Annotated in this window: 18 protein-coding genes and 2 tRNA genes; 5 read left to right on the top strand and 15 right to left on the bottom strand. The window is 68.9% G+C overall.

Features of this window, described 5'->3' with window-relative positions; translation table 11 throughout:
* Positions 1-10 precede the first annotated feature (10 nt).
* The 6 genes from G6N35_RS01880 to G6N35_RS01855 all read right to left on the bottom strand — a co-directional run bounded on the left by G6N35_RS01880 (position 11) and on the right by G6N35_RS01855 (position 5,918).
* Positions 11-1,549 carry a zinc ribbon domain-containing protein gene (locus tag G6N35_RS01880; RefSeq protein ID WP_163802706.1) on the bottom strand — a complete coding sequence of 513 codons (1,539 nt, stop codon included), beginning with the start codon at positions 1,547-1,549 and terminating at the stop codon, positions 11-13.
* Positions 1,542-3,179: a S53 family peptidase gene (locus G6N35_RS01875; RefSeq protein ID WP_163802705.1), complete on the bottom strand. Its 1,638-nt coding sequence runs from the start codon at positions 3,177-3,179 to the stop codon at positions 1,542-1,544. Before G6N35_RS01875 ends, G6N35_RS01880 begins: the two co-directional genes overlap by 8 nt.
* 126 nt (positions 3,180-3,305) lie before the next feature.
* Positions 3,306-3,381, bottom strand: a tRNA-Glu gene (locus tag G6N35_RS01870).
* Between the two features lie 95 nt (positions 3,382-3,476).
* Positions 3,477-3,548, bottom strand: a tRNA-Gln gene (locus G6N35_RS01865).
* 115 nt (positions 3,549-3,663) lie between these two features.
* Positions 3,664-5,142 (bottom strand): glutamate--tRNA ligase, encoded by a 1,479-nt coding sequence (gene gltX, locus G6N35_RS01860; RefSeq protein WP_163802704.1) that lies wholly within the window; start codon positions 5,140-5,142, stop codon positions 3,664-3,666.
* Positions 5,142-5,918 (bottom strand): fumarylacetoacetate hydrolase family protein, encoded by a 777-nt coding sequence (locus G6N35_RS01855; RefSeq protein WP_163802703.1) that lies wholly within the window; start codon positions 5,916-5,918, stop codon positions 5,142-5,144. The genes gltX and G6N35_RS01855 overlap by 1 nt, the downstream gene beginning before the upstream one ends.
* 152 nt (positions 5,919-6,070) lie before the next feature.
* Here G6N35_RS01855 and G6N35_RS01850 point away from each other — a divergent pair, with 152 nt between their 5' ends.
* The gene (locus G6N35_RS01850) at positions 6,071-7,261 is read left to right on the top strand and encodes an MFS transporter (protein WP_163802702.1); all 1,191 of its coding nucleotides are present in this window, start codon (positions 6,071-6,073) and stop codon (positions 7,259-7,261) included.
* Here the strand turns inward: G6N35_RS01850 and G6N35_RS01845 are convergent.
* On the bottom strand, positions 7,258-8,268 hold the full coding sequence (locus tag G6N35_RS01845; RefSeq protein ID WP_163802701.1) for a 3-isopropylmalate dehydrogenase: 1,011 nt from the start codon (positions 8,266-8,268) through the stop codon (positions 7,258-7,260). The two genes, G6N35_RS01850 and G6N35_RS01845, sit on opposite strands and share 4 nt — an antisense overlap.
* Positions 8,265-9,851, bottom strand: coding sequence for a phosphoglycerate dehydrogenase (gene serA / locus G6N35_RS01840; RefSeq protein WP_163802700.1), 1,587 nt, complete (start codon positions 9,849-9,851; stop codon positions 8,265-8,267). The genes G6N35_RS01845 and serA overlap by 4 nt, the downstream gene beginning before the upstream one ends.
* Positions 9,852-9,973: 122 nt before the next feature.
* Between serA and G6N35_RS01835 the strand changes: the two genes are divergently transcribed.
* Positions 9,974-11,401: a phytoene desaturase family protein gene (locus G6N35_RS01835; protein ID WP_163802699.1), complete on the top strand. Its 1,428-nt coding sequence runs from the start codon at positions 9,974-9,976 to the stop codon at positions 11,399-11,401.
* An 8-nt stretch (positions 11,402-11,409) separates the two neighbouring features.
* Here the strand turns inward: G6N35_RS01835 and G6N35_RS27010 are convergent, their stop codons facing one another.
* From G6N35_RS27010 to G6N35_RS01810, 5 genes are all read right to left on the bottom strand, one after another.
* Positions 11,410-13,344, bottom strand: coding sequence for a hypothetical protein (locus tag G6N35_RS27010; RefSeq protein ID WP_179967303.1), 1,935 nt, complete (start codon positions 13,342-13,344; stop codon positions 11,410-11,412).
* Positions 13,345-13,742: 398 nt separating this feature from the next.
* Complete coding sequence (locus tag G6N35_RS01825; protein WP_163802698.1) at positions 13,743-16,025, bottom strand: PecA family PE domain-processing aspartic protease; 2,283 nt, start codon at positions 16,023-16,025, stop codon at positions 13,743-13,745.
* Positions 16,026-16,229: 204 nt separating this feature from the next.
* Positions 16,230-17,231, bottom strand: coding sequence for a ketol-acid reductoisomerase (ilvC, locus tag G6N35_RS01820; RefSeq protein WP_163807409.1), 1,002 nt, complete (start codon positions 17,229-17,231; stop codon positions 16,230-16,232).
* 56 nt (positions 17,232-17,287) lie between these two features.
* Positions 17,288-17,800 (bottom strand): acetolactate synthase small subunit, encoded by a 513-nt coding sequence (gene ilvN, locus G6N35_RS01815; RefSeq protein ID WP_163802697.1) that lies wholly within the window; start codon positions 17,798-17,800, stop codon positions 17,288-17,290.
* A complete protein-coding gene (locus tag G6N35_RS01810; RefSeq protein WP_163802696.1) occupies positions 17,800-19,689 on the bottom strand; it encodes an acetolactate synthase large subunit in 1,890 nt (629 codons plus the stop codon). Before G6N35_RS01810 ends, ilvN begins: the two co-directional genes overlap by 1 nt.
* 243 nt (positions 19,690-19,932) lie before the next feature.
* Here G6N35_RS01810 and G6N35_RS01805 point away from each other — a divergent pair, with 243 nt between their 5' ends.
* Positions 19,933-20,352: a PH domain-containing protein gene (locus G6N35_RS01805; protein WP_179967302.1), complete on the top strand. Its 420-nt coding sequence runs from the start codon at positions 19,933-19,935 to the stop codon at positions 20,350-20,352.
* Positions 20,353-20,428: 76 nt separating this feature from the next.
* Here G6N35_RS01805 and G6N35_RS01800 read toward each other — a convergent pair whose 3' ends face one another.
* On the bottom strand, positions 20,429-21,265 hold the full coding sequence (locus tag G6N35_RS01800) for a DoxX family protein (protein ID WP_179967301.1): 837 nt from the start codon (positions 21,263-21,265) through the stop codon (positions 20,429-20,431).
* 146 nt (positions 21,266-21,411) lie between these two features.
* Here G6N35_RS01800 and G6N35_RS01795 point away from each other — a divergent pair, with 146 nt between their 5' ends.
* Both G6N35_RS01795 and G6N35_RS01790 read left to right on the top strand, forming a co-directional pair.
* Positions 21,412-22,533: a PQQ-dependent sugar dehydrogenase gene (locus G6N35_RS01795; RefSeq protein WP_163802695.1), complete on the top strand. Its 1,122-nt coding sequence runs from the start codon at positions 21,412-21,414 to the stop codon at positions 22,531-22,533.
* Positions 22,534-22,714: 181 nt separating this feature from the next.
* On the top strand, positions 22,715-24,067 hold the full coding sequence (locus G6N35_RS01790; RefSeq protein ID WP_163802694.1) for a hypothetical protein: 1,353 nt from the start codon (positions 22,715-22,717) through the stop codon (positions 24,065-24,067).
* 57 nt (positions 24,068-24,124) lie between these two features.
* Here G6N35_RS01790 and G6N35_RS01785 read toward each other — a convergent pair whose 3' ends face one another.
* Positions 24,125-25,033, bottom strand: coding sequence for a DUF8686 domain-containing protein (locus G6N35_RS01785; protein ID WP_163802693.1), 909 nt, complete (start codon positions 25,031-25,033; stop codon positions 24,125-24,127).
* Between the last annotated feature and the right edge of the window lie 58 nt (positions 25,034-25,091).

Below are 25,091 nucleotides of genomic sequence, written 5' to 3'. Positions count from 1 at the left end.
GCCCGACCGGTCAGGGCCGGTGACCGTAGCGGTCGCCGCCCCACCGGAAGCTGTTGACGTACTTGCCCATGTCCATGGCCAGCTCCAGGTTGGCCCCGGACGGATGGCCGCTGCCGTAGTCCGGACTGAATTCGTGATAGGGGCCGACCGCGGCCGCGATGAGCGCGTAGTCGTGTTTGATCGCGGCCATGACGATGACCCGCAGCCTGGTGAACGACGCCGCCGAGTCGCGCGAATACACGTCGGCGACAACGCCGTATCCCGGCTGGTAGCCGACCGATGCGTTCGGGACTTCGTAGCTGACGACGGCGTCCGGGTATTTCGAACCCAACACCTGTTCGACGATCTGACGGGAGGTACGTCCATCCGCGGGCTCGCCGAACAGCATCATCGTGCCGGTGTCCCCGCCGAGATACGCCAGCTTCACCCCGGCCAATCCGTGCGGCTCGAAGGTGACCTGATACGCCGCACCCTCTTCCGGGTAGGCCACTGAGAACGCCCCGTTGTCACCGCTGTAGCGCGGGTTGGTCTCCACCGGCGTACCCAACGGCGGCCGGCCGCAGTCCGGCGGACACACATAGGCCTTGGCAGGCGGTGTGATCAGTGCCGAGATCCCGGTGCTCACGGCGGCCAGCACGCCGAGAACACCAATCAACGGCACCAACACACCGCGGTAGCTGGCCGTACCCACATCTGACACCCGGCGCGCGACGGTACGCGCCACCACGATCCGCCAGGCGATAACCGCCAACAGCGAGATGCCCAGTTGCGCGGCGATATAGGGCCGCACCGAGATCGGTAGGACGTCCACCAATCCCAGCGCCGTCACCACGATCAGCCCCGCCGCCAGCGCGCCCACCACCGTCGCTCGGTTCCTCCCCGACGGTGCGGCGGGCGTCAACCACAACGCGATCCCGAAGATGGCGCCCACCGCCAGGCACGCCGACGGCCATGCCAGACCCTCGACGATCGCCTCGGCGAGCAGGCTTTCCGCGGATTGGTCGTGGGCGCTCACCCCCATGGCCAATTGCGGCCACAGCAGGGTCGCGGTAGAACCGGCGTTGAAGACCGTCGCACCCCACGCACCGACGGCCATCCCGCTGCGCGGGTCGCGGATCGACCGGATCGTCACCCGGACCACCACCGCCGGCGCCAGCATCAGCAGTGCACCGCTGCCGGGGATGGCGATTCCGGAGAGCAGGATGTGCCGTAGATCGGTCTGTGCGCCCAGCGCGGCACTGTAGGCCTGTGCCATGACCGGGCCGACGACCATCGCCCACCCTGCACCGAGGGCGAGGCCGACCAAGCCTGCGATCGCGACCGCGCTTGCGGGCACGCGGATCTGGCGTGCATAGCAGAGCAGCACGGTGGCCAGCCCGAAGCTGGCCAGCGCGATCATCGGCGCCTGCCAGCGCAGCAGAGCACAACCGGTGAGCGCGATGACGAAGACGGCCATCCCGGCGCCGATTACGGCGCCGTCCCGTGACCCCAACCGCCCCAACAACGTACCCGGTTGGTCAAACAGCTTGTCCGGCAACGACTTACCCACCCACGGGCAGATAATCACCGGCGATGGATCGTGCCGTCTGCGCATCGAGAAGGTCGCTGGCCAGATTGGCGACGTTGGGACTGCCGAGACCGGTGACGAGGTCGTAACCCGGCCCTGGGGTGTCCACCGCGTTGCCGCCCCTGGTGATGTCGCGGAATCCCGGTAGGTGCGCCCCCGTTGCCACCCGGTACAGCAGGGCGTTGATGTCACCGAGTGGTCGGCCGCCGCGGTCGATCACATACTGGTTCATCAAGACGGTGAAGCCCGCCCAGATCGGGGCGGACTGGGAGGTGCCGCCGCCGATCCTGGGCGCCTGCTCGTAGATCAGCTTCACACCGGTGAAGGGATCGGCGACGGCGGACACGTCCGGAACCAGCCGGTGCTCGGCATCCCGCTGCCCGGACAACTCATGCTGATAGGTGGGGCGGTCGAACAGCGTTGACACCCCGCCGCTGGTGCCCTGCGACATCGGCACGTCCACCCAGGCGCTCTCGTCGAGCCACCTGCCCGCCATGTCGGTAGACAGCGTGGTGCCGCCGACCGAGGTGATCTCGGGAAGCGACGCGATCGAGTCCACCCCGATATCGTCCGGCCCGGGGGCGGCCGACCAGTCGGGTCCGCCCTTGCATTCCAGTCCCCCGGCGTCGCCGCTGGCGTCGAACACCGCGATACCCCGCCGGTGCGCCGTGGCGAGCGCATCGCGTACCGGTTCGAGATCGGCTGCGGTGACCAGAGCCTCACAACCCCATCCGATCGACAGACTCCACACCGACCCCGGGTACCGGCGGGCCGCGTTGTCGAACATCGCGCCGATCTTCTCGAATGCGCCACCGCCCACGAGCGTCGGGCCGGCGTTGACCACCACCAGTCGGGCGTCGGGGGCGATGGCGTGCGCCACCTCCAGATCCATCACCGTCTCGCCGTGCGCCTCACCGAGTGGGCCGTCGATCACTACGGGGGTGAACCTGGGCAGCGCGGAGATGTCGGCGAACAGGTCCAGATCGCGTTGGTCGAATCCGTCGAAGGCGAAGAACACGATGGTCTGGCCCTTGCCGGTGTAGCCGGCAAGGGCCAGCGGTGTCGCGTTGTAGGCCGTCAGCAGGTGCTCGGGTCCCAGGCCGGGCCGGGGCACGTCCCGCGGCTCCGGCGGGAGCGCCATCCGGTACGGCAGGTAGCTCAGGATCCGGCCGACGGCGGTGGCCTCGGTGCGGACGGCGGCGGGCACGTCCGGCTGGCGCGGTGAGGCGTAGAACGTCTGGCCGCGCCGGCCCCGGTAGTCGTGGATGGGGACGGCGAAGGCGTCGGAAAGCCGTTGGGCGGGGCCGCTGACGATGGCCCAGTCGTCGCCGTCCCGCCAGCGCACCGTCAAGCCACGGGAGCGGGCCCAGCCGATCAGCGCGACGGGCCGCATGGCGTGGGACAAGGTCAGCGTCAACTGAGCACTCTGCGCGGCCGAGGGCCCGAGATTGGTCGAGGCGGCCAGCAGTGACGCGTACGGCCCGGTAATGGCCGGGCCGTAGGCCGCCAGCCGGGACGGCCACGGGCCCAGGGCGGCCACCACGATCAGCAGTACGGTCGCCGCAAGGATCGCCGGCCGGTCTGGCCTGCGGGTGCCCTGGTGGCCGTCCATCGCCGACATCCTCTCAGCACGCAATGTCAGCGCGAATTATGCGCCTCGATGCGGCCGGCCCGGGGCGTCTGCGAGAACGCCACACAAAGCAAACAACCCCTGGAGAAAATCCAGGGGTTGTCGGTTTGGTAGCCCCGATGGGATTCGAACCCACGCTACCGCCGTGAGAGGGCGGCGTCCTAGGCCGCTAGACGACGGGGCCAGAACCAATCCGTGGCGCGCCGTGCGGCGCACCGGGAAGTCAGCATAGCCCAGGAATTCGAACCAACGAAATCCGGTGCCGTACCGACGAAACTGCTGGGGTACCAGGACTCGAACCTAGAATGGCTGAACCAGAATCAGCTGTGTTGCCAATTACACCATACCCCATTGGCGGCCTATAACCGCTGGTCAGAAGGCTATCACCCAGTGTAGCGGGCGATCAGAGCCTGTCCGGCATCGGTTGCGGGCCGACGAGCACACTATCAAAGATTTCGGCCTACTTTTACCGCCCCCCGGCGTCGGCGTGGGCCTGGCGCAACCGGGCCAGGCTGCGGTCGCGTCCGAGCAGCTCCAGCGACTCGAACAGCGGCGGGCTCACGGTGGCTCCGGTGGCCGCGACCCGGATCGGCCCGAAGGCCTTGCGGGGCTTGAGTTCGAGTCCGTCGAGCAGTGCCGCCTTGAGCGCCTCTTCGATGCTCGCGGCCGCCCAGTCGCCGACGGCGTCCAGCGCGGTGATCGCGGCCTCGAGCACGGGCGCGGAGTCCGGGCCCAGCTCCTTGGCCGCGGCCTTGGGGTCCAGTTCGTAGGCGTCGTCGTTGAGGAACCTCAGCAGTACCCAGGCGTCGGAGAGCACGACGATGCGGGTCTGCACCAGGTCGGCGGCAGTGGCGAAGCCGGCGTCATCGAGTCCGGTGTCATGGCCGTGCTCGGCGAAATAGGCGGCCAGCCGCCGGGCGAACTCGGCCGGCTCCAGGCGGCGGATGTGCTCGGCGTTGACGGCGTCGGCCTTCTTCTGGTCGAAGCGGGCCGGATTGGAGTTGACGTCGACGACGTCGAAGGCGCCGACCATCTCCTCGATGCTGAAGATGTCACGATCCTCGGCAATCCCCCAGCCCAGCAACGCCAGATAGTTCAGCAGACCTTCGGGGATGAACCCGCGTTCGCGGTGCAGGAACAGGTTGGACTCAGGATCACGCTTGGACAGCTTCTTGGTGCCCTCCCCCAAAACTGGTGGTAGATGGGCGAATTCGGGTACCCGATCGGCAACCCCGACGCGGATGAGTGCCTGGTAGAGCGCGATCTGGCGCGGCGTCGACGGCAACAGGTCCTCACCGCGCAGCACGTGGGTGATCTTCATCAGCGCGTCGTCGACCGGATTGACCAAGGTGTACAACGGTTCCCCGGTAGCTCGGGTGAGCGCGAAGTCCGGAACCGTACCGGCGGCGAATGTCGTTGTGCCGCGAACCATGTCGTGCCAGCTGATGTCCTCGTCGGGCATCCGCAGGCGCAACACCGCGTTGCGGCCTTCGGCAGCGTAGGCGGCGCGCTGTTCGTCGGTCAGATCCCGGTCGTAATTGTCGTATCCCAGTTTGGGATTGCGCCCGGCGGCCAGGTGCCGCGCCTCCACTTCTTCGGGAGTGGAGTAGGCCGGGTACGCCTCGCCGGCGTCGACGAGTTTGGCCAACACCTCGGCGTAGAGCTCCTTGCGCTGCGACTGGCGGTAGGGCTCGTGCGGGCCGCCGACCTCCGGGCCCTCGTCCCAGTTCAGGCCCAGCCAGCGCAGCGCCTCCAGGAGGGCCAGATAGCTTTCCTCGGAGTCACGCTGGGCGTCGGTGTCCTCGATGCGGAAGACGAAGGTGCCGCCGGTGTGGCGGGCGTAGGCCCAGTTGAACAGCGCGGTACGCACCATGCCGACATGAGGAATGCCGGTGGGCGACGGGCAGAAACGCACCCGCACAGCACTAGTGGACGTCTGGCTCATCACTTGCCCTTCCGCACCACGGGGTTGGTCAGGGTGCCGATACCCTCGATGCTGACGCTGACGGTGTCGCCGTGCTCGATCGGCCCGACGCCTTCCGGCGTACCGGTCAGGATCAGGTCGCCGGGCAGCAGCGTCATCACCGAAGAAATCCATTCGATGATGGCGCCGATGTCGTGGATCATCATCGAGGTCCGGCTGAGCTGGCGCACCTCACCGTTGACCTCGGTGCGGATCTCCAGATCCGAGGGATCGAGGTCGGTGACGATCCACGGGCCCACCGGACAGAAGGTGTCATGGCCCTTGGCCCGGATCCACTGGCCGTCGGCCTTCTGCTGATCGCGCGCGGAGATGTCGTTGGCGATGGTGTAGCCCAGAATGTTCTCGGCCGCCCTCGCGGCAGGCACGTCCTTGCAGGGACGGCCGATGACCGCGGCCAGCTCGCCCTCATGGTGCACCGGCGAGGCCTGCGCCGGCAGCTGGATGGGCACCCCGGGCCCGATGATCGCGGTGTTGGGTTTGAGGAAGATCACCGGATCCTCTGGTGCCGGCCCCCCCATCTCCTCGATATGGGCCAGGTAGTTCTTGCCCATGCACACCACCTTGCTGGCCAGGATCGGCGCCAGCAGCCGGACGTCGGCCAGCGGCCAGCTCCGGCCGGTGAAGGTGGGGGTGCCGAAGGGATGCTCGGCGATCTCACGGGCAACGAGGTCCGACTGGTCACCTTCGATACTGACGAAGGCGACACCGTCAGGACTGGCAATTCGACCCAGGCGCATTCGGTAAAGCCTAGTAGTGCCCGTGCTGCCCGTTGAGCGAGGAGGCACGCGTACCCGCACCCGCACTCGGGGTGTGGGATTCCGCACCCGATGTATCCCATAATATGAGATATCAATTCAGCATTGTGGGATACGCATGCGACGATGGCGGCATGCCCGCTGCCGCGATCAGTACCGTCCGCCGATGGTCGATGCTCGTCATCGCACTGTTCGCCACGTTGTCGGCCAATGTGTTCATCAACGGCGTCGCCTTCCTGATTCCCACCCTGCACACGACGATGGGCCTGGACTTGGCCAAGGCCGGACTGATCTCGGCGCTGCCCAGTTTCGGCATGGTTGCCACCCTGTTCGCCTGGGGCTACGTCGTGGACCGCATCGGCGAGCGGTTCGTCCTGGCCGCCGGCTCGGCACTCACCGCGGCTGCCGCCTTCGGCGCCGCGACTGCGCACTCACTGGTCGTGATGGGCGTCTTCCTGGTGCTGGGCGGGATGGCCGCGGCCTCCAGCAACTCGGCCAGTGGGCGACTGGTCGTCGGCTGGTTCCCACCGCAGCAGCGCGGCCTGGTGATGGGCATCCGCCAGACCGCCCAGCCGCTGGGCGTGGGCGTCGGCGCGCTGGTGATCCCGCGACTGGCGCAGACGTTCGGCCTCGGCCCGGCGCTGCTGTTCCCCGGTGTGGTGTGCGCGGTCGCCGCAGTGGTGTGCGCGGTCCTGGTGCTCGACCCGCCGCGGCCGCCGCGCGCCGACGCACCCGCCGAGCACCTGGCCAATCCGTACCGCGGGTCGGCGGTGCTGTGGCGCATCCACGCCGTGTCGGTGTTGTTGGTGGTTCCGCAGATTGTGGTCTGGACCTTCGCCCTGGTGTGGCTCATCACTCAGCGCGGCTGGACACCGGAGTCCGCCGGCGTGCTGGTGATGGTCGCCCAAGTGTTCGGAGCACTGGGCCGGATCGCCGCCGGCCGATGGTCGGACTGGATGGGCCTGCGGCTGCGGCCGATTCGGATGATCGCCGCGGCGGCCGCGGCCTCGATGGTGGTGCTGGCGATCACCGACGCACTGCACTCGCCCTGGAGCATCGCGGTGATGATGGCCGCGTCGGCGATCACGGTCAGCGACAACGGTCTGGCTTTCACCGCGATCGCCGAGATCGCCGGCCCGTTCTGGAGCGGTCGGGCGCTGGGCGCGCAGAACACCAGTCAGTTGCTGACGGCAGGGCTGACCCCGCCGTTGTTCGGCGCGTTGATCGGCGCGCTGGGCTATCCCGTCGCGTTTGCGGTGTGCGCGCTGTTCCCGGTCGCCGCACTGCCTCTGGTGCCGACCGATCCGCCCAGCACTCAGACCTAGAGCGACGCGCGAATCCGCTGGCCGACCTCGCTGGTGGAATACGTCGCGTCGCCGCGGGTCGAAAGGTGTTCGGCCACCGCCTTGTCGACCCGGGCGGCCGCAGCGTCCTCGCCGATGTGGTTGAGCAGCAAGGCAACTGACATCACAGCGGCGGTCGGATCGGCGATCCCCTGGCCCGCGATATCGGGTGCGCTGCCGTGCACCGGCTCGAACATCGACGGATTGGCACCGGTGGCGTCGATGTTGCCACTGGCGGCCAGACCGATTCCACCGCAGACCGCGGCGGCGAGATCGGTGATGATGTCACCGAACAGGTTGTCGGTGACGATCACGTCGAAGCGGCCCGGGTCGGTCACCATGTGGATGGTCGCGGCGTCGATGTGCTGATAAGCCACCTCGACCTCGGGGTACTCCGCGGCCACCTCGTTGACGATCCGCGACCACAGGCTGCCCGCGAAGGTCAGCACGTTGGTCTTGTGCACCAGGGTCAGGTGCTTGCGGCGGGACTGGGCGCGCGCGAACGCGTCGCGCACCACCCGGTTGACGCCGAACGCGGTGTTGACGCTGACCTCGGTGGCGACCTCATGCGGGGTGCCGACGCGCAGGGCGCCGCCATTGCCGGTGTAGGGGCCCTCGGTGCCTTCGCGCACCACGACGAAGTCGATGCCGCTGACCCCGGTCAGTGGGCTGCTGACACCGGGATAGAGCCGGCCGGGCCGCAGGTTGACGTGGTGGTCCAGGGCGAAACGCAGTTTGAGCAGCAGGCCACGCTCGAGCACACCGCTGGGCACCGACGGGTCACCGATCGCACCCAGCAGGATGGCGTCGTAGCCGCGCAGCTCCTCGATCGTCTCCTCGGTGAGCAACTCCCCGGTGGCGTGGTAACGCCGCGCACCGAGGTCGTACTCGGTCGCGTCGACCCCTGGCAGCACGACGTCGAGGACCTGCAGGGCTTCGCCGATGACTTCCGGGCCGATGCCGTCGCCCGCGATGACAGCCAGTTTCATGAGAAATCCACCACTTCCAGGGTCACCGCACCCACCGCGTCACCGATGGCCGTCCGGACGTCGGCCGGGACGTCGCGGTCCAGCCGCAGCATCACAGTGGCGGCCGCACCGGTGGTGTCCTGGCTCAACTGCGCCGCCAGGATGTTCACGTCGGCTGCGCCGAGCAGGGTGCCGATCTTGCCGAGCGCGCCGGGCTGATCGGTGTAGTGCAGGATCAGGTTGACGCCCTCGGCGCGCAGATCGAAGTTGCGCCCGTTGATCTGGACGATCTTCTCGGTCTGTTGCGGCCCGGACAGGGTGCCCGACACGTTGGTCGCCGAGCCGTCCGGTCCGACCACTCGCACGTCGACCACGCTGCGGTGGTTGAGGCTCTCACTGGCGGTGGTCAGCTCGGTCTGCAGACCGCGGTCATTGGCCAGGCCCGGGGCGTTGACGAACGTGACCTGCTGATCGGTCACCGTGGAGAAGAAGCCACGCAGCGCCGAAAGCTTCAGTACCTCAACATCTTCGGCGGCCAGCTCGCCGCTCACCCGGACATTGAGGGTGGTCGGCGGCTCCTTGGTCAGCACACCGACGAGCACGCCGAGCTTGCGTGCCAGATCCAGCCAGGGCGACACTTCCTCGCTGACTGCGCCCGCTCCGACGTTGACGGCGTCGGGCACGAACTCCCCCGCCAGCGCCAGCTTCACACTTTCGGCGACGTCGGTGCCAGCCCGGTCCTGCGCCTCCGACGTCGACGCACCCAGATGCGGGGTGACCACGACCTGCGGCAGCTCGAACAACGGGCTGTCGGTGCACGGCTCGGTGGAGAACACGTCCAGGCCGGCCGCACGCACATGGCCGCTCTTGACCGCCTCGGCCAGGGCGTGTTCGTCGATCAGGCCGCCGCGGGCGGCGTTGACGATGATGACGCCGGGCTTGGTCTTGGCCAGGGCCTCCTTGCCCAGGAGGCCGGCGGTCTCCGGTGTCTTGGGCAGGTGCACGGAGATGAAGTCGGCACGCGGCAGCAGATCGTCGAGTGCGAGCAGTTCGATGCCCAGCTGGGCGGCGCGGGCCGGCGGCACGTAGGGGTCGTAGGCGATCACATGGGTGCCGAAGGCTGCCAGGCGCTGGGCGACAAGCTGCCCGATGCGGCCCAGGCCCACCACCCCGACGGTCTTGCCGTAGATCTCGGTGCCGTTGAACGACGAGCGTTTCCAGGTGTGCTCGCGCAGCGTCGCGTCGGCGGCGGGGATCTGGCGGGCGGCCGAGAGCATCAGCGCGAGGGCGTGCTCGGCGGCGCTGTGGATGTTCGAGGTCGGCGCGTTGACCACCAGCACACCGGCGGCGGTGGCCGCGGGCACGTCGACGTTGTCCAGGCCGACGCCGGCGCGGGCCACGATCTTGAGCTTGGGCGCGGCCGCGATCACCTCGGCGTCGACGGTGGTGGCCGAGCGCACCAGCAGGGCGTCGGCGTCCGCGACGGCTTCCAGCAGTTTCGGCCGGTCCGGGCCGTCGACCCAGCGCACCTCGACCTGGTCTCCGAGCGCGGCGACGGTGGATTCGGCGAGTTTGTCGGCGATCAACACAACGGGCAGATTCACGGCGGTCAGCCTATCGTGGCGACCTTCTGGCCTGGAAACGGCCAGAGATTCCCGACGGCCTCGTCCCGGCACCTGTCCCGCTCGGCTGGCCGCCGCCGTCGGCGGTGCGGTGTACTGGGTAGGTGGACGTCACCGTCGTCGGCAGCGGTCCCAACGGGTTGGCGGCTGCGGTCATCTGTGCCCGGGCCGGACTGGCCGTGCAGGTCCTGGAGGCCCAGCCTACGTTCGGCGGCGGAGCCCGCACCGTGGCGGACCCCGAGTACGACGGGGTGCACCACGACATCTGCTCGGCGATCCACCCGCTGGCGCTGGCCTCACCGTTCTTCGCCGAGTTCGACCTGCCCGCCCGCGGGGTGGAGCTGGTGGTTCCCGACATTTCCTACGCCAATCCGCTACCCGGCGGGCGGGCCGCCATCGCCTACCACGACCTGGAGCGCACCTGCGCGGAGCTGGATCACGGTGATTCGTGGCGGACCCTGCTCGGCCCGCTAACCGCCCGCCCCGAAGGGGTGCTGGGCTTCTTCCTCGGCGACAAGCGGTCGCTGCCGCCGGACCTGCCCACAACCGTCCGGACCGGCCTTCGGGTCCTGGCCCAGGGCAGCCCCGCATGGGGGATGCTGCGCGGCGAGGATGCCCGAGCCTTGTTCACCGGCGTTGGGACACATGCCATTTCACCGATGCCGTCGCCAGTGAACAGCGGTGCGGGCGTCATGCTCGCCACCGTGGCGCACACTGCGGGCTGGCCGGTGCCGGTCGGCGGCAGCCAGGTGATCGTCGACGCACTGCTGGCCGATCTCAAGGCCCACGGCGGTCGACTCATGGTGGGCGAGCCGGTGACATCGCCGCCGCCCGGGGTGGTCATCTACGACACCGCGCCGACCGCGCTGCTGGACATCTACGGTTCGGCGGTGCCCGACCGATATGCCAAGGCGTTGCGCCGCTACCGCTACGGGCCCGGCGTCTGCAAGGTCGACTTCGTGCTGTCCGGGGAGATTCCGTGGCGCGATGAACGGATGGCGTCGTCACCGACGGTGCACCTGGGCGGCACCCGGGCGCAGATGGCCCAGTCGGAGAAGGAGATCGCCGCCGGCCGTCATGCGCAGCGGCCGATGACGCTGGCCGCGCTGCCGCATCTGGGCGATCCGTCCCGTATCGACGCTGCAGGCCGCCGTCCGCTGTGGACGTACGCCCATGTGCCGGCCTACTCGTCGGCGGATCTCACCGACACCATCACCTCGATGTTCGAGGAGGCCGCCCCGGGGTTCCGCGACCTGGTGGTGGCGGCGCGCTGTGTACCAGCCGCGGACATGGCCGCGCACAACGCCAACTATGTCGGCGGCGACATCATCGTCGGCGGCGCAACGCTGTTCGGCGCTCTGATCGGTCCGACCCTGCGGTGGAATCCGTGGACCACCCCGATCCCCAAGGCCTACCTGTGCTCGTCGGCCACCCCGCCGGGCACCGGTGTGCACGGGATGTGCGGCTATTACGCCGCCCGCACCGTCCTGAAACGGGAGTTCGGGCTGACGCTGCCGTCACTGCGGCCCTGACCTTGTGATCAGGGCCCGTAGTCGAAGACCGCGACGCCGTCCTTCGTCGGGTAGGAGAAGTAGATCGGCCCCTGCCGGAACGGCGCGATGCCGGTATTGAGGTAATCGCCGGACTGGATGAAGGTCTTGAACGCGCCACCGGTGTCATCGGTGATGGTCGTCGAGTAGAGCAGCGTCGTGCCGTCCGGGGTGTACAGGTTGAACACGGTTCCCACCGGCAGCTTGTCCTTGTTGACCAGATCGGGGGGCAGATACTTGTCCGGTACCACTCCGCCCAGACCGCCGCTGTCGATCAGCGCGTTGTTGGTCACCGTCTGTATACCCGACGACGACCCGGTTGAGCTGATGACCTCGTAGGCCAGGGTGGTGTACCACCAGCCCGGTACGGAGTTCACGGCGGGAAGCGGGTTGGGGCCAAAGGTGATCGAGGTCGACGGGTTGCTCGCGGTCAGGTCGATGAGCAAGCCCTCGGCGAGGTTGCCGGGCAGTCCCTTGACCGGGCTGGCCAGGCCGTCGGCGATTCCGGGGGCCACGCCCATGTCGGTCGTGATCTGGTATTTCGGATCCGACCAGTCCGACGGCGGGATGATCTTCCAGCCGTCGCCGCCGTTGTATTCGACCTGGTAGATGACACCAACGGGTATCGCCGCGGTGACGATGCCGTTCTGGTACGACACCGGCACGTTGTAGACATCGTAGTAGACCCTCTGGAACTCCGGTGTGCCGTAGTGGATTTCGCCCGTCACGCCGGTCGATGGCCCGAGCGTGGCAGGGTTGAGCAGCGTCATGGGGATCGTCAGTCCCGGTGCACCGGTGTCGACTTCGGCGGTGATGGTCGTACCGAACACGGTGATCTGGGTGGTGGAGAAGTTCGTGGTGGGACCGTAGGTCACCGGAACGGTGGGTGCACCACCGCCGGGTCCCGCGGTACCCGGGCGACCGAACAGCCCGGCCGCGCCCCCGGTGCCGCCGGCGGCGGTGACCCCGCCCCCGCCACCCGAACCCCCGGCACCCAGCAGAACGCCGCCGGCGCCGCCGCTACCGCCCTGCGCCAGTGCGCCACCGGCCCCGCCTGCGCCGCCGACGCCGAACAGGCCGGCGTCACCGCCGGTGCCGCCGACGGCCGAAGGGCCACCCGTCCCACCAGCGCCGCCGACTCCGTACAGCAGCCCACTGTGCCCGCCGTTCCCGCCGGGCTGGGCGAAAGTACCTGCGCCACCGGCACCGCCGGTGCCGATCAATCCAGCCCGTCCGCCGGCGCCGGCCGTTCCGCCGGCCAGAGCGCCACTTCCGGCGTCACCGCCCGCGCCACCCGCGCCGAAGAGGGTCAGCAGACCGGCCGCGCCGCCCGCACCGCCAGCACCGCCGGTGCCGCCGGCACCGGTGGCCATTCCCCCGTCCCCTCCGGCGCCTGCGATACCGAAATGTGCCAGTAGGCCGGTATTACCCCCGGCTCCACCGAAACCAGCCAAGCCGCCGGCGCCGGAGGCGATTCCCCCCGCGCCACCGGCGCCGGCAACGCTGAACAGTGACAGCAGACCCGTGTCGCCGCCCCGGCCGCCGGCACCGGCCTGTCCGCCCGCTGATGTGCTGTAGCCGCCAGTTCCCCCGGCCCCACCGGCACCCCACAACAGGCCGCCGTGGCCACCGGCGCCCCCAGCGCCGCCCGAGGCGCCACTGATGCCCGGACCGCCGGCCCCGCCATTGCCGATCAGGAACGCCGATCCGCCGTTTCCGCCGTTGTACCCGTTTCCGCCGTCCCCCCACAGCAGACCGGCTCGCCCCCCGGCGCAGGCCGCCCCCTGGTTACAGGTCTGGGCAGTCCAGCTGTACCCGTTGCCGACCAGGAGCCCGGCATCGGGGTGCGCCGCGGTGCCATCGCTGACGAAGATGCTGACGAACTGCTGGATGGGGTTGGACCCGACGAGCGCCGCGTTGTCCACCAATGGCCTTGTGGCGAGGCGTGATTCATCGCCGGTAAGCGGTTTCGCGACGACGGCGGTCGCCGAACTGCGGCCCGTGACGGCCGATGACGACGGTCGAGCTGTCGAGTCGGCCCGGCCGCGCATCCCAGCCCCGCCCTGCGGGTACCGAGTGGACTGCACCGCAGCGGCTGGCGTAACTCTTTGCCGTACAATCTTATTCACCGGTCCGCGGTTCCGTGGTGCCGATGTCCCGGCCGCCGCATCGTGGGGCGATGGACTACCCACGTCGGCGTGGGCTGTCCCGGCCAACGACGCCAGGCCGACACCGATGCCGAGCGCGACCGCGAGCCCTCCGACTCGTCCCACGTAACGGGCATGGCGCAACGGTGTTCGGGTCATCCGCTTCCTCATCGCGGTCATGACGCGGACACCGACGGTGTGAAATCGAATTCGGCGGTGCCACCATAGAAGTCGTCGGGATTCGGAACGTAAGCGGGCGTGTACGAGAAGTAGATCGGCCCCTGCAGGAACGGGATGATCCCAGTGTTGAAGCCCAGGCTGGTCGGCCACAACTCGGGTGAGTCACCCGCTGCGACCTGGGACTCGGTCACTGTCGTCTGGTAGAGCAGCGTCGAGCCATCGGGAGTGAAGACCTCGATGAGGGTGCCGGCGGGCAGCGAGTCATAGTCGGAGAGACCCTGGATGGTCGAGGGCAGCATGCTGGCCGAGGCGCCGCCGCCGATACCACCGCTGTCGATGGTGGTGGTGGCGGGCTTCGTGGTCGTCGACACCCCGTTGTAGGTGATCTTGACCGTCGCCGTCGTGTAGAACCAGCCGGGCACGCTGGTGACCTTGGGCAATGGGTTGGCACCGAAGGTGAGCTGACTGTCGGGCATGTCGACCAAGAGGCCCTGAGCGAGTCCCCCTGGGAGTGTCAGCACCGGGCTGGAGATGTCGCCTCCGGTATAGGGGGCGACGCCCATTGTCGGGGCCAGGGCAGCCGCGTATTTCTGCTCGTCCCAATCGCTTTGCGGAACCGGCACCCACGTGTCGCCCTGCTTCTCCTCGATCTGGTCGACGACCGCGATCGGCGTGCCGGCGGTCACCATGCCGTTGCCGAAGTCGAGCGAGGCGGCATAGACGGTGTAGTAGAAGCGTCCCCACGTTCCGTACTGGATCATCCCGGTGACGCCGAGCGTCGGTCCCAGCGACGCGCTGTCCAACTTGGTGATCGGAACCACGAGACCTGCTGAGCCGGTGTCGATTTCGACGTTGTTAACCTGCGTGCCGTTGATCGTGAAATTCACTGTCGAGAAGTCCACGGTGGGATCGTAGGTCAACGTGACGGTCGGCGCGCCACCCGTGGCACCGGTTGCCCCGGTGATCCCCACCAGTCCACCTCGGCCACCGGCACCGCCGGTGGCGGACACCCCGCCGGCGCCGCCATCACCACCGATCCCGATGAGGACACCTGCGGTCCCGCCCTGTCCGCCTTGTGCACCCGCCCCGCCGGCGCCGCCATCGCCACCATTACCCACGAGCACCGCATTGCCGCCGGCCCCTCCGGCAGCCCCGGCCCCGCCGGCACCACCATCGCCACCGTTGCCCGCGAGAAGCCCCCCGTTGCCTCCGGCGCCGCCGACCGCACCCCACCCTCCGTCGCCGCCGGCCCCGCCACTGCCGATCAGCCCTGCCGCACCGCCGGCGCCCGCTTGGCCGCCAATTCGTATCCCGGCACCGCCGGCGCCACCGTCGCCGCCGCCGCTGATCGAGAAGGCTCCGCCGCTACCGCCATTGCCGCCGTTGCCGCCGATTCCGTCGTAACCGGTCGCGGCACCGCCGTCGCCGCCGGCGCCGCCATGGCCGAAGACCGCCAAGAGGCCGGTGCTGCCGCCGGCCCCGCCGGCACCACCTTTCCCGGCATTCCCCGAGGCAGCACCGCCGGCCCCACCGCTGCCGGCCACGCCGCCGAGCGATATCAGGCCGGTCGCGCCGCCGGAACCGCCTGCGCCGCCAACCTGGCCGGTCCCGGTGACTGCCCCGCCGGCTCCGCCGGAGCCGCCGTTACCCGCGAGCAGGCCTCCTCGGCCCCCGTTGCCGCCCGCGCCGCCGTCGACACCATCACCGCCGGAACCACCGTCGCCGACAAGACCGGCCGAGCCGCCGTTTCCACCGGCATAGCCATTGCCGCCATTGCCCCACAGCAGGCCGGACCGGCCACCAGCACAGGCCGCACCCTGATTGCAGGTCTGCGCGGTCCAGCTGTAGCCATTGCCGACCAGCAGACCGGCGTCGGGGTGAGCAGCGGTGCCGTTGCCGACCAGTAAGCCGGGGCTGACCACCGATGCAGCGTTGGTAGACCGGGCACCGGTGACGACGGCGGTGCGTGCGGAACGGGCCTGCGGCGCGGTCGGCGTCGCGATGCTGGACGGCCGCAGCAGCGCAGTGCTGTTCGCACCGGCCGCGGCGCTGTTCGCATGAGACGTCCGAGCCGACGCAGCCCCGGACGAAGGTTTACCACTGGAGGCCGTCGACTGGGTGTCAGCGGCCGCAGCTGCCGACATGGCCAGTGCCGTCGTCCCCAATGCGACGGTCAGCGCTCCAGCCCAGCCCAGGGAGCGCACGCTGACGAGCCGGGCGCGACCGGCAGCCGCCTGCTGCCGGTCCGGACCCTTCCCGACAGAATCGGCAACGGACACAGCGACCCCCCGACCTGGTCGTCGAAAACCGAAGTTGTGCGCAGAGACTACAACCAACGCCCCGCCAGTGCGGCCGCGATGGGCAAACATGCGGTCGGGTGCCGGCCTGCGCCGGTCGCTGACACACCCCGCACAAGCCGAAGCCACGCAGGAGATCAACTCCGTGCGTGGCTTCGGTTCGATTGTGCCGAAACGGCGGTCCGTTTAAGCGGTTTCGGTGATGGGCCGGTCCACCCAGCTCATCAGGTCGCGCAGCTTCTTGCCGGTGACCTCGATCGGGTGTTCGGCGTTCTTCTTGCGCAGGCCCTCGAGTTCCTTGTTGCCGCCCTCGACGTTGGCGACCAGGCGCTTGACAAAGGTGCCGTCCTGGATGTCGGAGAGGATGTCGCGCATCCGCTGCTTGGTGTCGGCGTCGATCACCCGCGGGCCGGACAGGTAGCCGCCGAACTCCGCGGTGTCGGACACCGAGTAGTTCATCCGGGCGATGCCACCCTCGTACATCAGGTCGACGATCAGCTTGAGCTCGTGCAGCACCTCGAAGTAGGCCAGCTCGGGGGCGTAGCCCGCCTCGACCATGACCTCGAAGCCGGTCTTGACCAATTCCTCGGTACCGCCGCACAGCACGGCCTGCTCACCGAACAGGTCGGTTTCGGTCTCGTCCTTGAAGGTGGTCTTGATGACGCCGGCGCGGGTGCCGCCGATGCCCTTGGCGTAGGACAGTGCCAGGGCAAGGCCGTTGCCGGTCGGGTCCTGCTCGACGGCGACCAGGCAGGGCACACCCTTGCCGTCGACGAACTGGCGGCGCACCAGGTGGCCCGGGCCCTTGGGGGCGACCATGCCGATGGTGACGTCGGCCGGCGGCTTGATCAGACCGAAGTGGATGTTCAGGCCGTGGCCGAAGAACAGTGCGTCACCGGCGTTGAGGTTCGGCTCGATGTCGTTCTTGAAGATCTCGGCCTGCGCGGTGTCGGGCGCCAGCAGCATGATCACATCAGCCCACTTGGCGACCTCGGCGGGGGTGTCGACCTCCAGGCCCTGCTCGGTCACCTTCTCGCGCGACTTCGAGCCTTCCTTGAGGCCGACCTTGACCTGCACACCGGAGTCCCGCAGGCTCAGCGAGTGGGCATGGCCCTGGCTGCCGTAACCGATCACACCGACCTTGCGGCCCTGGATGATCGACAGGTCGGCGTCGTCGTCGTAGAACATCTCGATGGAATTTGAAGCCACGGTGGCCTTTGCCTTTCTTTGTTTTCTTCGGTCTGTTACTTGGTATTGGTGATTCCGCGCGGCCCGCGGGACAGCGACACCACGCCGGACTGCACGATCTCCCGGATGCCGTAGGGCTCCAGGATGCGCAGCAGCGCCTCGAGCTTCTCCGGGGTGCCGGTGGCCTCGACGGTCAGCGACTCGGTGGACACGTCGATAACCTTCGCACGGAACAGGTTGACCGCTTCGATCACCTGGCTGCGGGTGCCGGCATCGGCGCGCACCTTGATCAGCGCCAATTCGCGCGACACCGAGTTCTCGGTGTCCTGCTCGACGATCTTGATGACGTTGATCAGCTTGTTGAGCTGCTTGGTGATCTGCTCGAGCGGGGTCTCCTCCGCGGTGACCACGATCGTCATCCGCGACATGTTCTTCTGCTCGGTCGCGCCGACCGCCAGCGACTCGATGTTGAAGCCCCGCCGGGAGAACAGTGCGGCCACGCGGGCCAGCACACCGGGCTTGTCTTCAACGAGCACCGAAAGGGTATGGGTGACAGTGTTTCCCGACATCAGGCCCGGCCTTCCTCGTTGTCGTCGAACAGCGGACGGATATTGCGGGCAGCCATGATCTCGTCATTGCTGGTGCCTGCGGCCACCATCGGCCACACCTGGGCGTCGGCGCCGACGATGAAGTCGATCACCACCGGCCGATCGTTGATGGCACGAGCCTGGGCGATGACGTCGGCCACGTCTTCGGCACGCTCACAACGCAATCCGACGCATCCGTACGCCTCGGCGAGCTTGACGAAGTCGGGGATGCGCTGGCTGTGGGTGGCCAGGTCGGTGTTACTGTACCGCTCGCCGTAGAACAGCGTCTGCCACTGGCGCACCATGCCGAGATTGCCGTTGTTGATCAGCGCAACCTTGATCGGCACACCTTCCACCGCGCAGGTGGCCAGCTCCTGATTGGTCATCTGGAAGCAGCCGTCGCCGTCGATGGCCCAGACCTCGGCCTCGGGGCGGGCCATCTTGGCGCCCATGGCGGCCGGGATGGCGTAGCCCATGGTGCCCAGACCGCCGGAGTTCAGCCAGGTCCGCGGGTTCTCGTAGGAGATGAACTGTGCGGCCCACATCTGGTGCTGGCCCACGCCGGCGACGTAGATCGCGTCCGGCCCGGCGATCTTGCCGAGCTCGGAGATGACGAACTCCGGGCTCAGGCTGCCGTCGTGCTGCGGCGCCCAGCTCAGCGGGTAGGTGGACCGGATCCCGGACAGGTACTCCCACCAGTTATCCAGGTTGGCCTTGGGTGAGCCAGCGGAAGAGGTCTTGCGCAGCGCCTCCACCAACTCGACGATCGCCAGTTTCACGTCACCGACGATCGGGACGTCGGCGTGCCGGTTCTTGCCGATCTCGGCCGGGTCGATGTCGACGTGGATCACCTTGGCCTCGGGCGCGAACGAGTCCAGCTTGCCGGTGACCCGATCGTCGAACCGCGCCCCCAGAGTGATCAGCAGGTCGCTGCGCTGCAGGGCCGCGACCGCGGCGACGGTGCCGTGCATACCGGGCATGCCCAGGTTCTGCGGGTGGCTGTCCGGGAACGCGCCGCGGGCCATCAGGGTGGTGACCACCGGAATTCCGGTCAGTTCGGCCAGGTCCAGCAATTCAGCAGTGGCATCACCGCGGATCACCCCGCCACCGACGTAGAGCACCGGCTTGCGGGCCGCGGCGATCAGCTTGGCCGCCTCGCGGATCTGGCGGCTGTGCGGCTTGGTGTTGGGCTTGTAGCCGGGCAGGTCGATCTGCGGCGGCCAGGCGAAGGTGCACTGGCCCTGCAGCACATCCTTGGGGATGTCGACGAGCACGGCGCCGGGACGCCCGGTGGCAGCGATGTGGAATGCCTCGGCGATCACCTTGGGAATGTCGTCACCACTGCGGACCAGGAAGTTGTGCTTGGTGATCGGCATGGTGATGCCGGAGATGTCCGCTTCCTGGAAGGCGTCGGTGCCGATCAGCGCGCGACCGACCTGACCGGTGATGGCGACGACGGGAATCGAGTCCATCTGGGCGTCGGCCAGCGGGGTGACCAGGTTGGTGGCACCGGGGCCCGAGGTGGCCATCATGACGCCGACCTTGCCGGTGGCGTGGGCATAGCCGCTGGCCGCATGGCCGGCGCCCTGCTCATGGCGCACCAGCACGTGGCGCAGCTTCTGCGAATCGAACAGCGGGTCGTAGACCGGCAGCACCGCCCCACCGGGGATGCCGAAGATGGTGTCGACGCCGAGTTCTTCCAGCGACCGCACCACCGACTCGGCACCGGTGAGCTGGTAAGGGGCGACGCGCTTGGCCGCCGGTGCGCCCGCCTTGTGGGCGGCGTTACCGGTGGTTGGCACTGCGGCTTCGGCGCCGTTGGCCGGCGATGCCGCCGCCGGTTCGGGTGCTCGCGTGGTCGGTGCGCTCACGGTATGTCCTCGATGTCCTTGTTGTCGTTTCCTTCGGGCAAGAAAAAACCCCCGTCAGCAGCCGGCTGTACGAGGGTTGCGCGCTGGTGCGGTTGGCTATACCCGGCGGGGGGCAAGCGCGGCACCAACGCGCTGGCCAAGTACTACGAGAATTCCGCCGGACTTCATAACCTGCGACGGTAGCCTCCGCACAGGTCAGACGTCAAATCCCGGCCACCGCAGCGATGGTGGGATGATGCAGCCATGTCCTCCGGTTCCGCCCCCGACCCGATCCCGGCCACCACTGCACCCGGGAAACCCGTGGTGATCAGGCTGTCGCCGATGGCCCACTTCGCCTCGGGGTTCCTGGCGCTGGGACTGCTGGCGCTGGTGGCGATGTTCCCGGCGGGGGGCATGGCGCTGCTGGTGATCCCGGTCGTGTTGTCGGCGGCGATCATCCGACTGCGCACCGTGGCTGACCGCGAGACGGTGACCGCGCGCACCCTGCTGGGCAGCCGCACCGTGCGGTGGGACGAGGTCGCCGGCTTGCGGTTCGAGCGCAGCGGCTGGGCCAAGGCTGAGCTGACCGATGGTGGCGACCTGCTGTTGCCGGCGGTGACGTTCGCCACGCTGCCGCGGCTGACCGCGGCCACCGACGGGCGGGTCCCCAACCCCTACCGGTAGGGGTTTCGCCGCCTCGAGACTGACATCAGGGCGCAGCCGACGGGCGTGTCGCCACCGTGTGTTCGGCCTCGACGAATTAGCCCAGCTTGCCGTGCAGGAAGAACCAGGCGGCGACACCACCGCCGATACCGATGACCAGCGCGATGAAGGAGCCGACGAAGGGCCTGCGGGCCCAGCCCCGACCGGCGTCGAAGCCGTAGCGGCCCGGACCGACCAAGATGATCGCCGCCGCCGCGGTCGCGAGCACCAGCAGGTATTCCACGCCGTTGGCGCCGAACACCGACAGGTAGCCCTCCTGCCGCTGAGCAGAGATGACGGTGAGCAGGCTGTTGACCAGGTAGGCCAACGCACCGGCGGCCGCCACCGGGGTGAACAGGCCGAGCACCAGCAGCACACCCGCGATGATCTGCCCACCGGCACCGACGTAGGTCAGGATGCCGGCGTGCTGATAACCGGCGTCGGCGATCGCGGTCTTGAACCCGTCGATGCCCTGGCCGCCCCACCAGCCGAACGCCTTCTGCAGGCCGTGGGCGATGAAGATGACGCCGACGACCACGCGCAGCAGCAATAGCCCCAGGTCTTGGGTGCCCCGGCGGCCGGCGGCTTTCGCCCGCTCCTCGGCGTCGAAGGGCTCGATCTCCATGGGACCGGCCGCGGTGATCGGTGCGGGTTCGGCGTGGGGTTGAACGTAGGGCAGCGGTTCAGGGTCGTGCAGCAGCCCGTACCCGCTCGACGGCGCCGGCGCGGGGCCGGGCGCTGCGGGACTGTAGGGCGGGATCTTGGTGGTCTCGAAGTCACCGCCGTAGGTGGCCGAGGGGAGGTCGTCTTCCGGGTCGACCAGTTGGGCCGACGCAGGTCGAACCGATGAGTCGTCGGGTCGTTGCCAGCGTGATTCGGGGCCTTGACTCGTCACGGAAGTCAGAGTAAGTGCAACTTCGCCCAAATCGGGGATTTGAGCGGCGCTTCTACCGGCCAATATTGCCTGCCGCCCGGGTTCGGGAGCCGCCCCGGCCCGGTCGTCGTGGCGAGCACGGGTGCGGTGTCCGTAATCTGGCGGGCATGCGAGTGCGCCGACCGGTTCATGGGGTGCTGGCCGCGGTATGTGCGGCGGGCCTGATGCTGTCGGGCTGCGCGAAGTTCAACAACTCGATCTCGCAGCCGTTCACCACGGCCCCTGAGCTTGCGCCCGGGCCGACGTCGACGCCGCCGCCTCCCCCGCCGCTGCCGCCCAAGCCGTTCCCGAAGGCGTGCCCGGCCCCGGGGGTCATGCAGGGCTGCCTGGACAGCACCAGCGGACTGATCATGGGGCCCGACAGCAAGACCGCCCTGGTGGCCGAGCGCACCACCGGTGCGGTCAAAGAGGTCTCGGTGAGCGCCGAGCCCAAGATCAAGACCGTGATCCCGGTCGACCCCAGCGGGGACGGTGGGCTGCTGGACATCGTGCTCTCGCCCACCTATTCGCAGGACCGGCTGATGTACGCCTACATCAGTACGCCGACCGACAACCGGGTGATCCGGGTCGCCGATGGCGACATCCCCAAGGACATCCTGACCGGCATCCCCAAGGGGGCAGTCGGCAACGCCGGATCGCTGATCTTCACCAGCCCCACCACTCTGGTGGTCCAGACCGGCGACGCCGGCAACCCGGCACTAGCTGCCGATCCGAATTCCTTGGCGGGCAAGGTGATTCGCATCGAGCAGCCGACCACCGTGAACCAGGCGGCGCCGACCACCGCCCTGTCTGGCATGGGTTCCGGCGGTGGCATGTGCATCGACCCGACCGACAAGGCGCTCTACGTCACCGATCGCACACCCACCGGTGACCGGCTGCAGCGCATCGGACCCGACTCGAAGGCTTCGACGGTCTGGACCTGGCCCGACCGCCCCGGCGTGGCGGGCTGCGCGGCGCTGGACGGCACGGTCCTGGTGAACCTGGTGAACACCAAGCAAACTGTGGCGGTGCGGCTCGCGCAGGGCACCGGCGCGGTGACGGGCGAGCCGGAGGTGGTGCGCCAGGACACCCACGGCCACGCCTGGGCGTTGCAGGTGTCCCCGGACGGAAACATCTGGGGCGCAACGATCAACCGCACGGCCGGCGATCCAGAGAAGCTCGACGACGTCGTCTTCCCCCTCTTCCCGCAGGGCGGCGGCTTCCCACGGAGCAACGCCGACAACACCTGATCGCGGATCCGCTGGCCGGTTCCGCGGCAAATACCTTGACTCACAATGTATTCAACACGTGGGTCACCGATACGACTCTGACGTGCATCGGTTTCATAACCGCACCCACGTCCCCTTGTCTGCGGCGCACAACCCGATACCGTCTGGTTGACGATTCAAGATCACCAGAGACGGGGAAGTCTTGTCACCGAATCTCGACCGCCCGGCAGTCGTGTCGGTCGGCATCAGCGCGCTGATCTTGTTCGGCTTCTCCCTACACCCGTTGGCCGGTGCAGATACCGCCGCCAGCCCGGGTGTGCCGTGTGGCAGCATCCTCGAACAGTTCGCGGCGTCGCCGGAGGCGCTACCCGAGGTGTTGGGCGATGCGATTCCCGACGCCCCGGCCGCGGCACCGGCCGCCGCGCCTGCGGCTGTTGCCGCTCCGCCACTCGTCCCGGCTCCAGTCGCGGCAGCCCCGCCGGTAGCGCCCGCCCCGGCGGCCGCGCTGCCGGTCGCCGCGGCTCCGGTCACCGACAGCGCACTCGGTCCGGCCGCCGCACCGGCGGCGGTGCCGGTGGTCCCTGCAGCGGTCCCGGTGGTGCCGGCCCCGCTGGGTGTTCCTGTGGTGCCGGTCGCCGCACCGGCGGCCGCACCGGTGCCCGCTCCCCTGGCCGCCCCGATCGCGCCCGTCGCCGCACCGGTGCCCGCGCCCATCCCTGCCGGGGCTGCGGCACCCGTCGCCGCACCCGTGGCCGCTCCTGCCGCCGCCCCCGTGGGCGCACCGGCACCCATCGCCGCACCCGTTGCACCGGTTGCCGCTCCAGCACCCGCACCGGCGTCCGCCGCTGCGGCACCGCCGGTCGCGCCAGCCCCCGCCGCGGCGCCAATTACCGATGTCACCCCGATCGCCGACATCTCCCAGGCTGCACCCGCCGCACCACCGACCCTGCCACCACCGACCCTGCCACCACCGGCTGCACTCCCCGAAGCCGCGGCGCCGCCCGTTGCGGCAGCCCCTCCCCCGCCAGCTCTCGAAGCAGCCCCCGCACAAGCACTTCCAGCGGCAGCACCCCCGGTCGCACCTGAGGCAGCGGCTACCGCCGCAGCACCGGAAGTGGCACCCGCCGCGGCCGCGGTCCCAGCCGACGTCGCGATGGCGGCGCCGATCGAAGACTCCGCACTGGCGCCGGTCGCCGCGCCGCCCGCGGCAGTCCCGGTAGTCGTTCCCCCGGTGGGTGTCCCGCTGGGTGCCCCGGTCCCCGTGGTCCCCGCACCGGCGGCCGCCCTCCCCGCACCGGTTCCGGCCGCCGCTCCGGTGCCGAACATCCCGGCCGCGCTGACCACGCTTCCCGACGCCGCGGCCCTGGCGCCACCGCTGCCGGTGCAGTCGATCGTCGACGCGGTTCCCGGCGGCGCCTTGCTGCCCAACCAGATTCCCGTGCCGCACGACCTGGTGTGTGAAGGCACCGCGTGGTCGGCCAAGGCACCCTCGGCGGCCGACGATCACGAACCGATCGAGCACCGGCCGTTCTGGGCCGACGGCGTCAAACCTTGAGGCTCTAGTCCAGCACCAGCTCCAAGTAGTCGTAACGCCGGGCCACCCGCAGGGTGCTCATGCGCTCGAGCCCGGCCGCTCGGGTGCATAGTCGGGGCGGCCACGATAACGCAGCCACGAGATCATAAAGACACCCATGGAGGCCATCAGCACGATGGCCACCCAGAGGAACACGCACACATCGATCCACGCCCCGATCTCCGGTGCCCCCGGCAGCAACCGCTGCAACGGAATCAACGCGAACAGCAATGCCGCAAACCAACTGGCGTGGGTGGCCTCGATGGGCCTGCGCCGGGTGGCCACCGCCCAGGCCACCGCAGCCGCCAGCGCCGCCATGGACAGCACCAGGAAGACCACCACAGCCACGGCGCCGATCACCGCACCGGAACGCTGCAGGGACAGATCCACCCGAAGCTTTGCGCCATCGGCGACCAGCCGCCACTGCTCGGCCCACCCGACCAGGCCGGCGGGTTCATCGGGACCAGGGCCGACCTTGACCGGGATGCCCTTGCCGTCGTCGCCGACTTCCTCGATTCGCAGGACGGGTGCCGCCCGGACCAGGTCTGCAGCCTGGGTATCGGTGTAGGAGTAGCTGTAGTGGTCCAGTGGATAGTTCTGTGGGTTGCCGACGATGGGCAGATCGAGATCCAGCGAGCCGCCCACCGCCTGACCCGCGTCGATGTCATAGATGACCGAGTCCTTGGGCGCCAGTGAGGTGACCCGCAACGGCACCGCGAACGTGTTGTTCCCGCTGTCGAGGTAGCGGCCCTCCGGAAAGAGCGTGGCACGTAGCGTGATCACGTGCCGCTCGGGATCGATGGCGACCAGATCGAGGTTGACGTTGACGCCGTCGTTGGCCCGCGCCGAGCGTTCCAGGACGCGTGTCTGACCACTGTGGGCGTAGCCGAACAACGTCAAACCGAACAACGTCACAAACGCGACGGCCGCCAGTAGCCCCTTCAGCACGGGCCTACTCTACGTAGGCACGCTCTCCGATTCGGACATTTCCGACATCGTCGGAACC

This window comes from Mycolicibacterium anyangense, assembly GCF_010731855.1.
Classification (GTDB): Bacteria; Actinomycetota; Actinomycetes; order Mycobacteriales; family Mycobacteriaceae; genus Mycobacterium; species Mycobacterium anyangense.
The sequence above is the reverse complement of the archived record's forward strand: the minus strand, read 5'-3'. Positions and strand labels throughout refer to the sequence as shown.

What these genes read in the sequence shown, in the direction of transcription:
- G6N35_RS01805 (WP_179967302.1), top strand. Translation starts at nt 19,933, where the DNA reads ATGTCCTCCGGTTCCGCCCCCGACCCGATCCCGGCCACCACTGCACCC.
- ilvC (WP_163807409.1), bottom strand. Translation starts at nt 17,231, where the DNA reads ATGTTCTACGACGACGACGCCGACCTGTCGATCATCCAGGGCCGCAAG.
- G6N35_RS01850 (WP_163802702.1), top strand. Translation starts at nt 6,071, where the DNA reads ATGCCCGCTGCCGCGATCAGTACCGTCCGCCGATGGTCGATGCTCGTC.
- G6N35_RS01845 (WP_163802701.1), bottom strand. Translation starts at nt 8,268, where the DNA reads ATGAAACTGGCTGTCATCGCGGGCGACGGCATCGGCCCGGAAGTCATC.
- gltX (WP_163802704.1), bottom strand. Translation starts at nt 5,142, where the DNA reads ATGAGCCAGACGTCCACTAGTGCTGTGCGGGTGCGTTTCTGCCCGTCG.
- G6N35_RS01855 (WP_163802703.1), bottom strand. Translation starts at nt 5,918, where the DNA reads ATGCGCCTGGGTCGAATTGCCAGTCCTGACGGTGTCGCCTTCGTCAGT.
- G6N35_RS01795 (WP_163802695.1), top strand. Translation starts at nt 21,412, where the DNA reads ATGCGAGTGCGCCGACCGGTTCATGGGGTGCTGGCCGCGGTATGTGCG.
- G6N35_RS01875 (WP_163802705.1), bottom strand. Translation starts at nt 3,179, where the DNA reads ATGGACGGCCACCAGGGCACCCGCAGGCCAGACCGGCCGGCGATCCTT.
- ilvN (WP_163802697.1), bottom strand. Translation starts at nt 17,800, where the DNA reads ATGTCGGGAAACACTGTCACCCATACCCTTTCGGTGCTCGTTGAAGAC.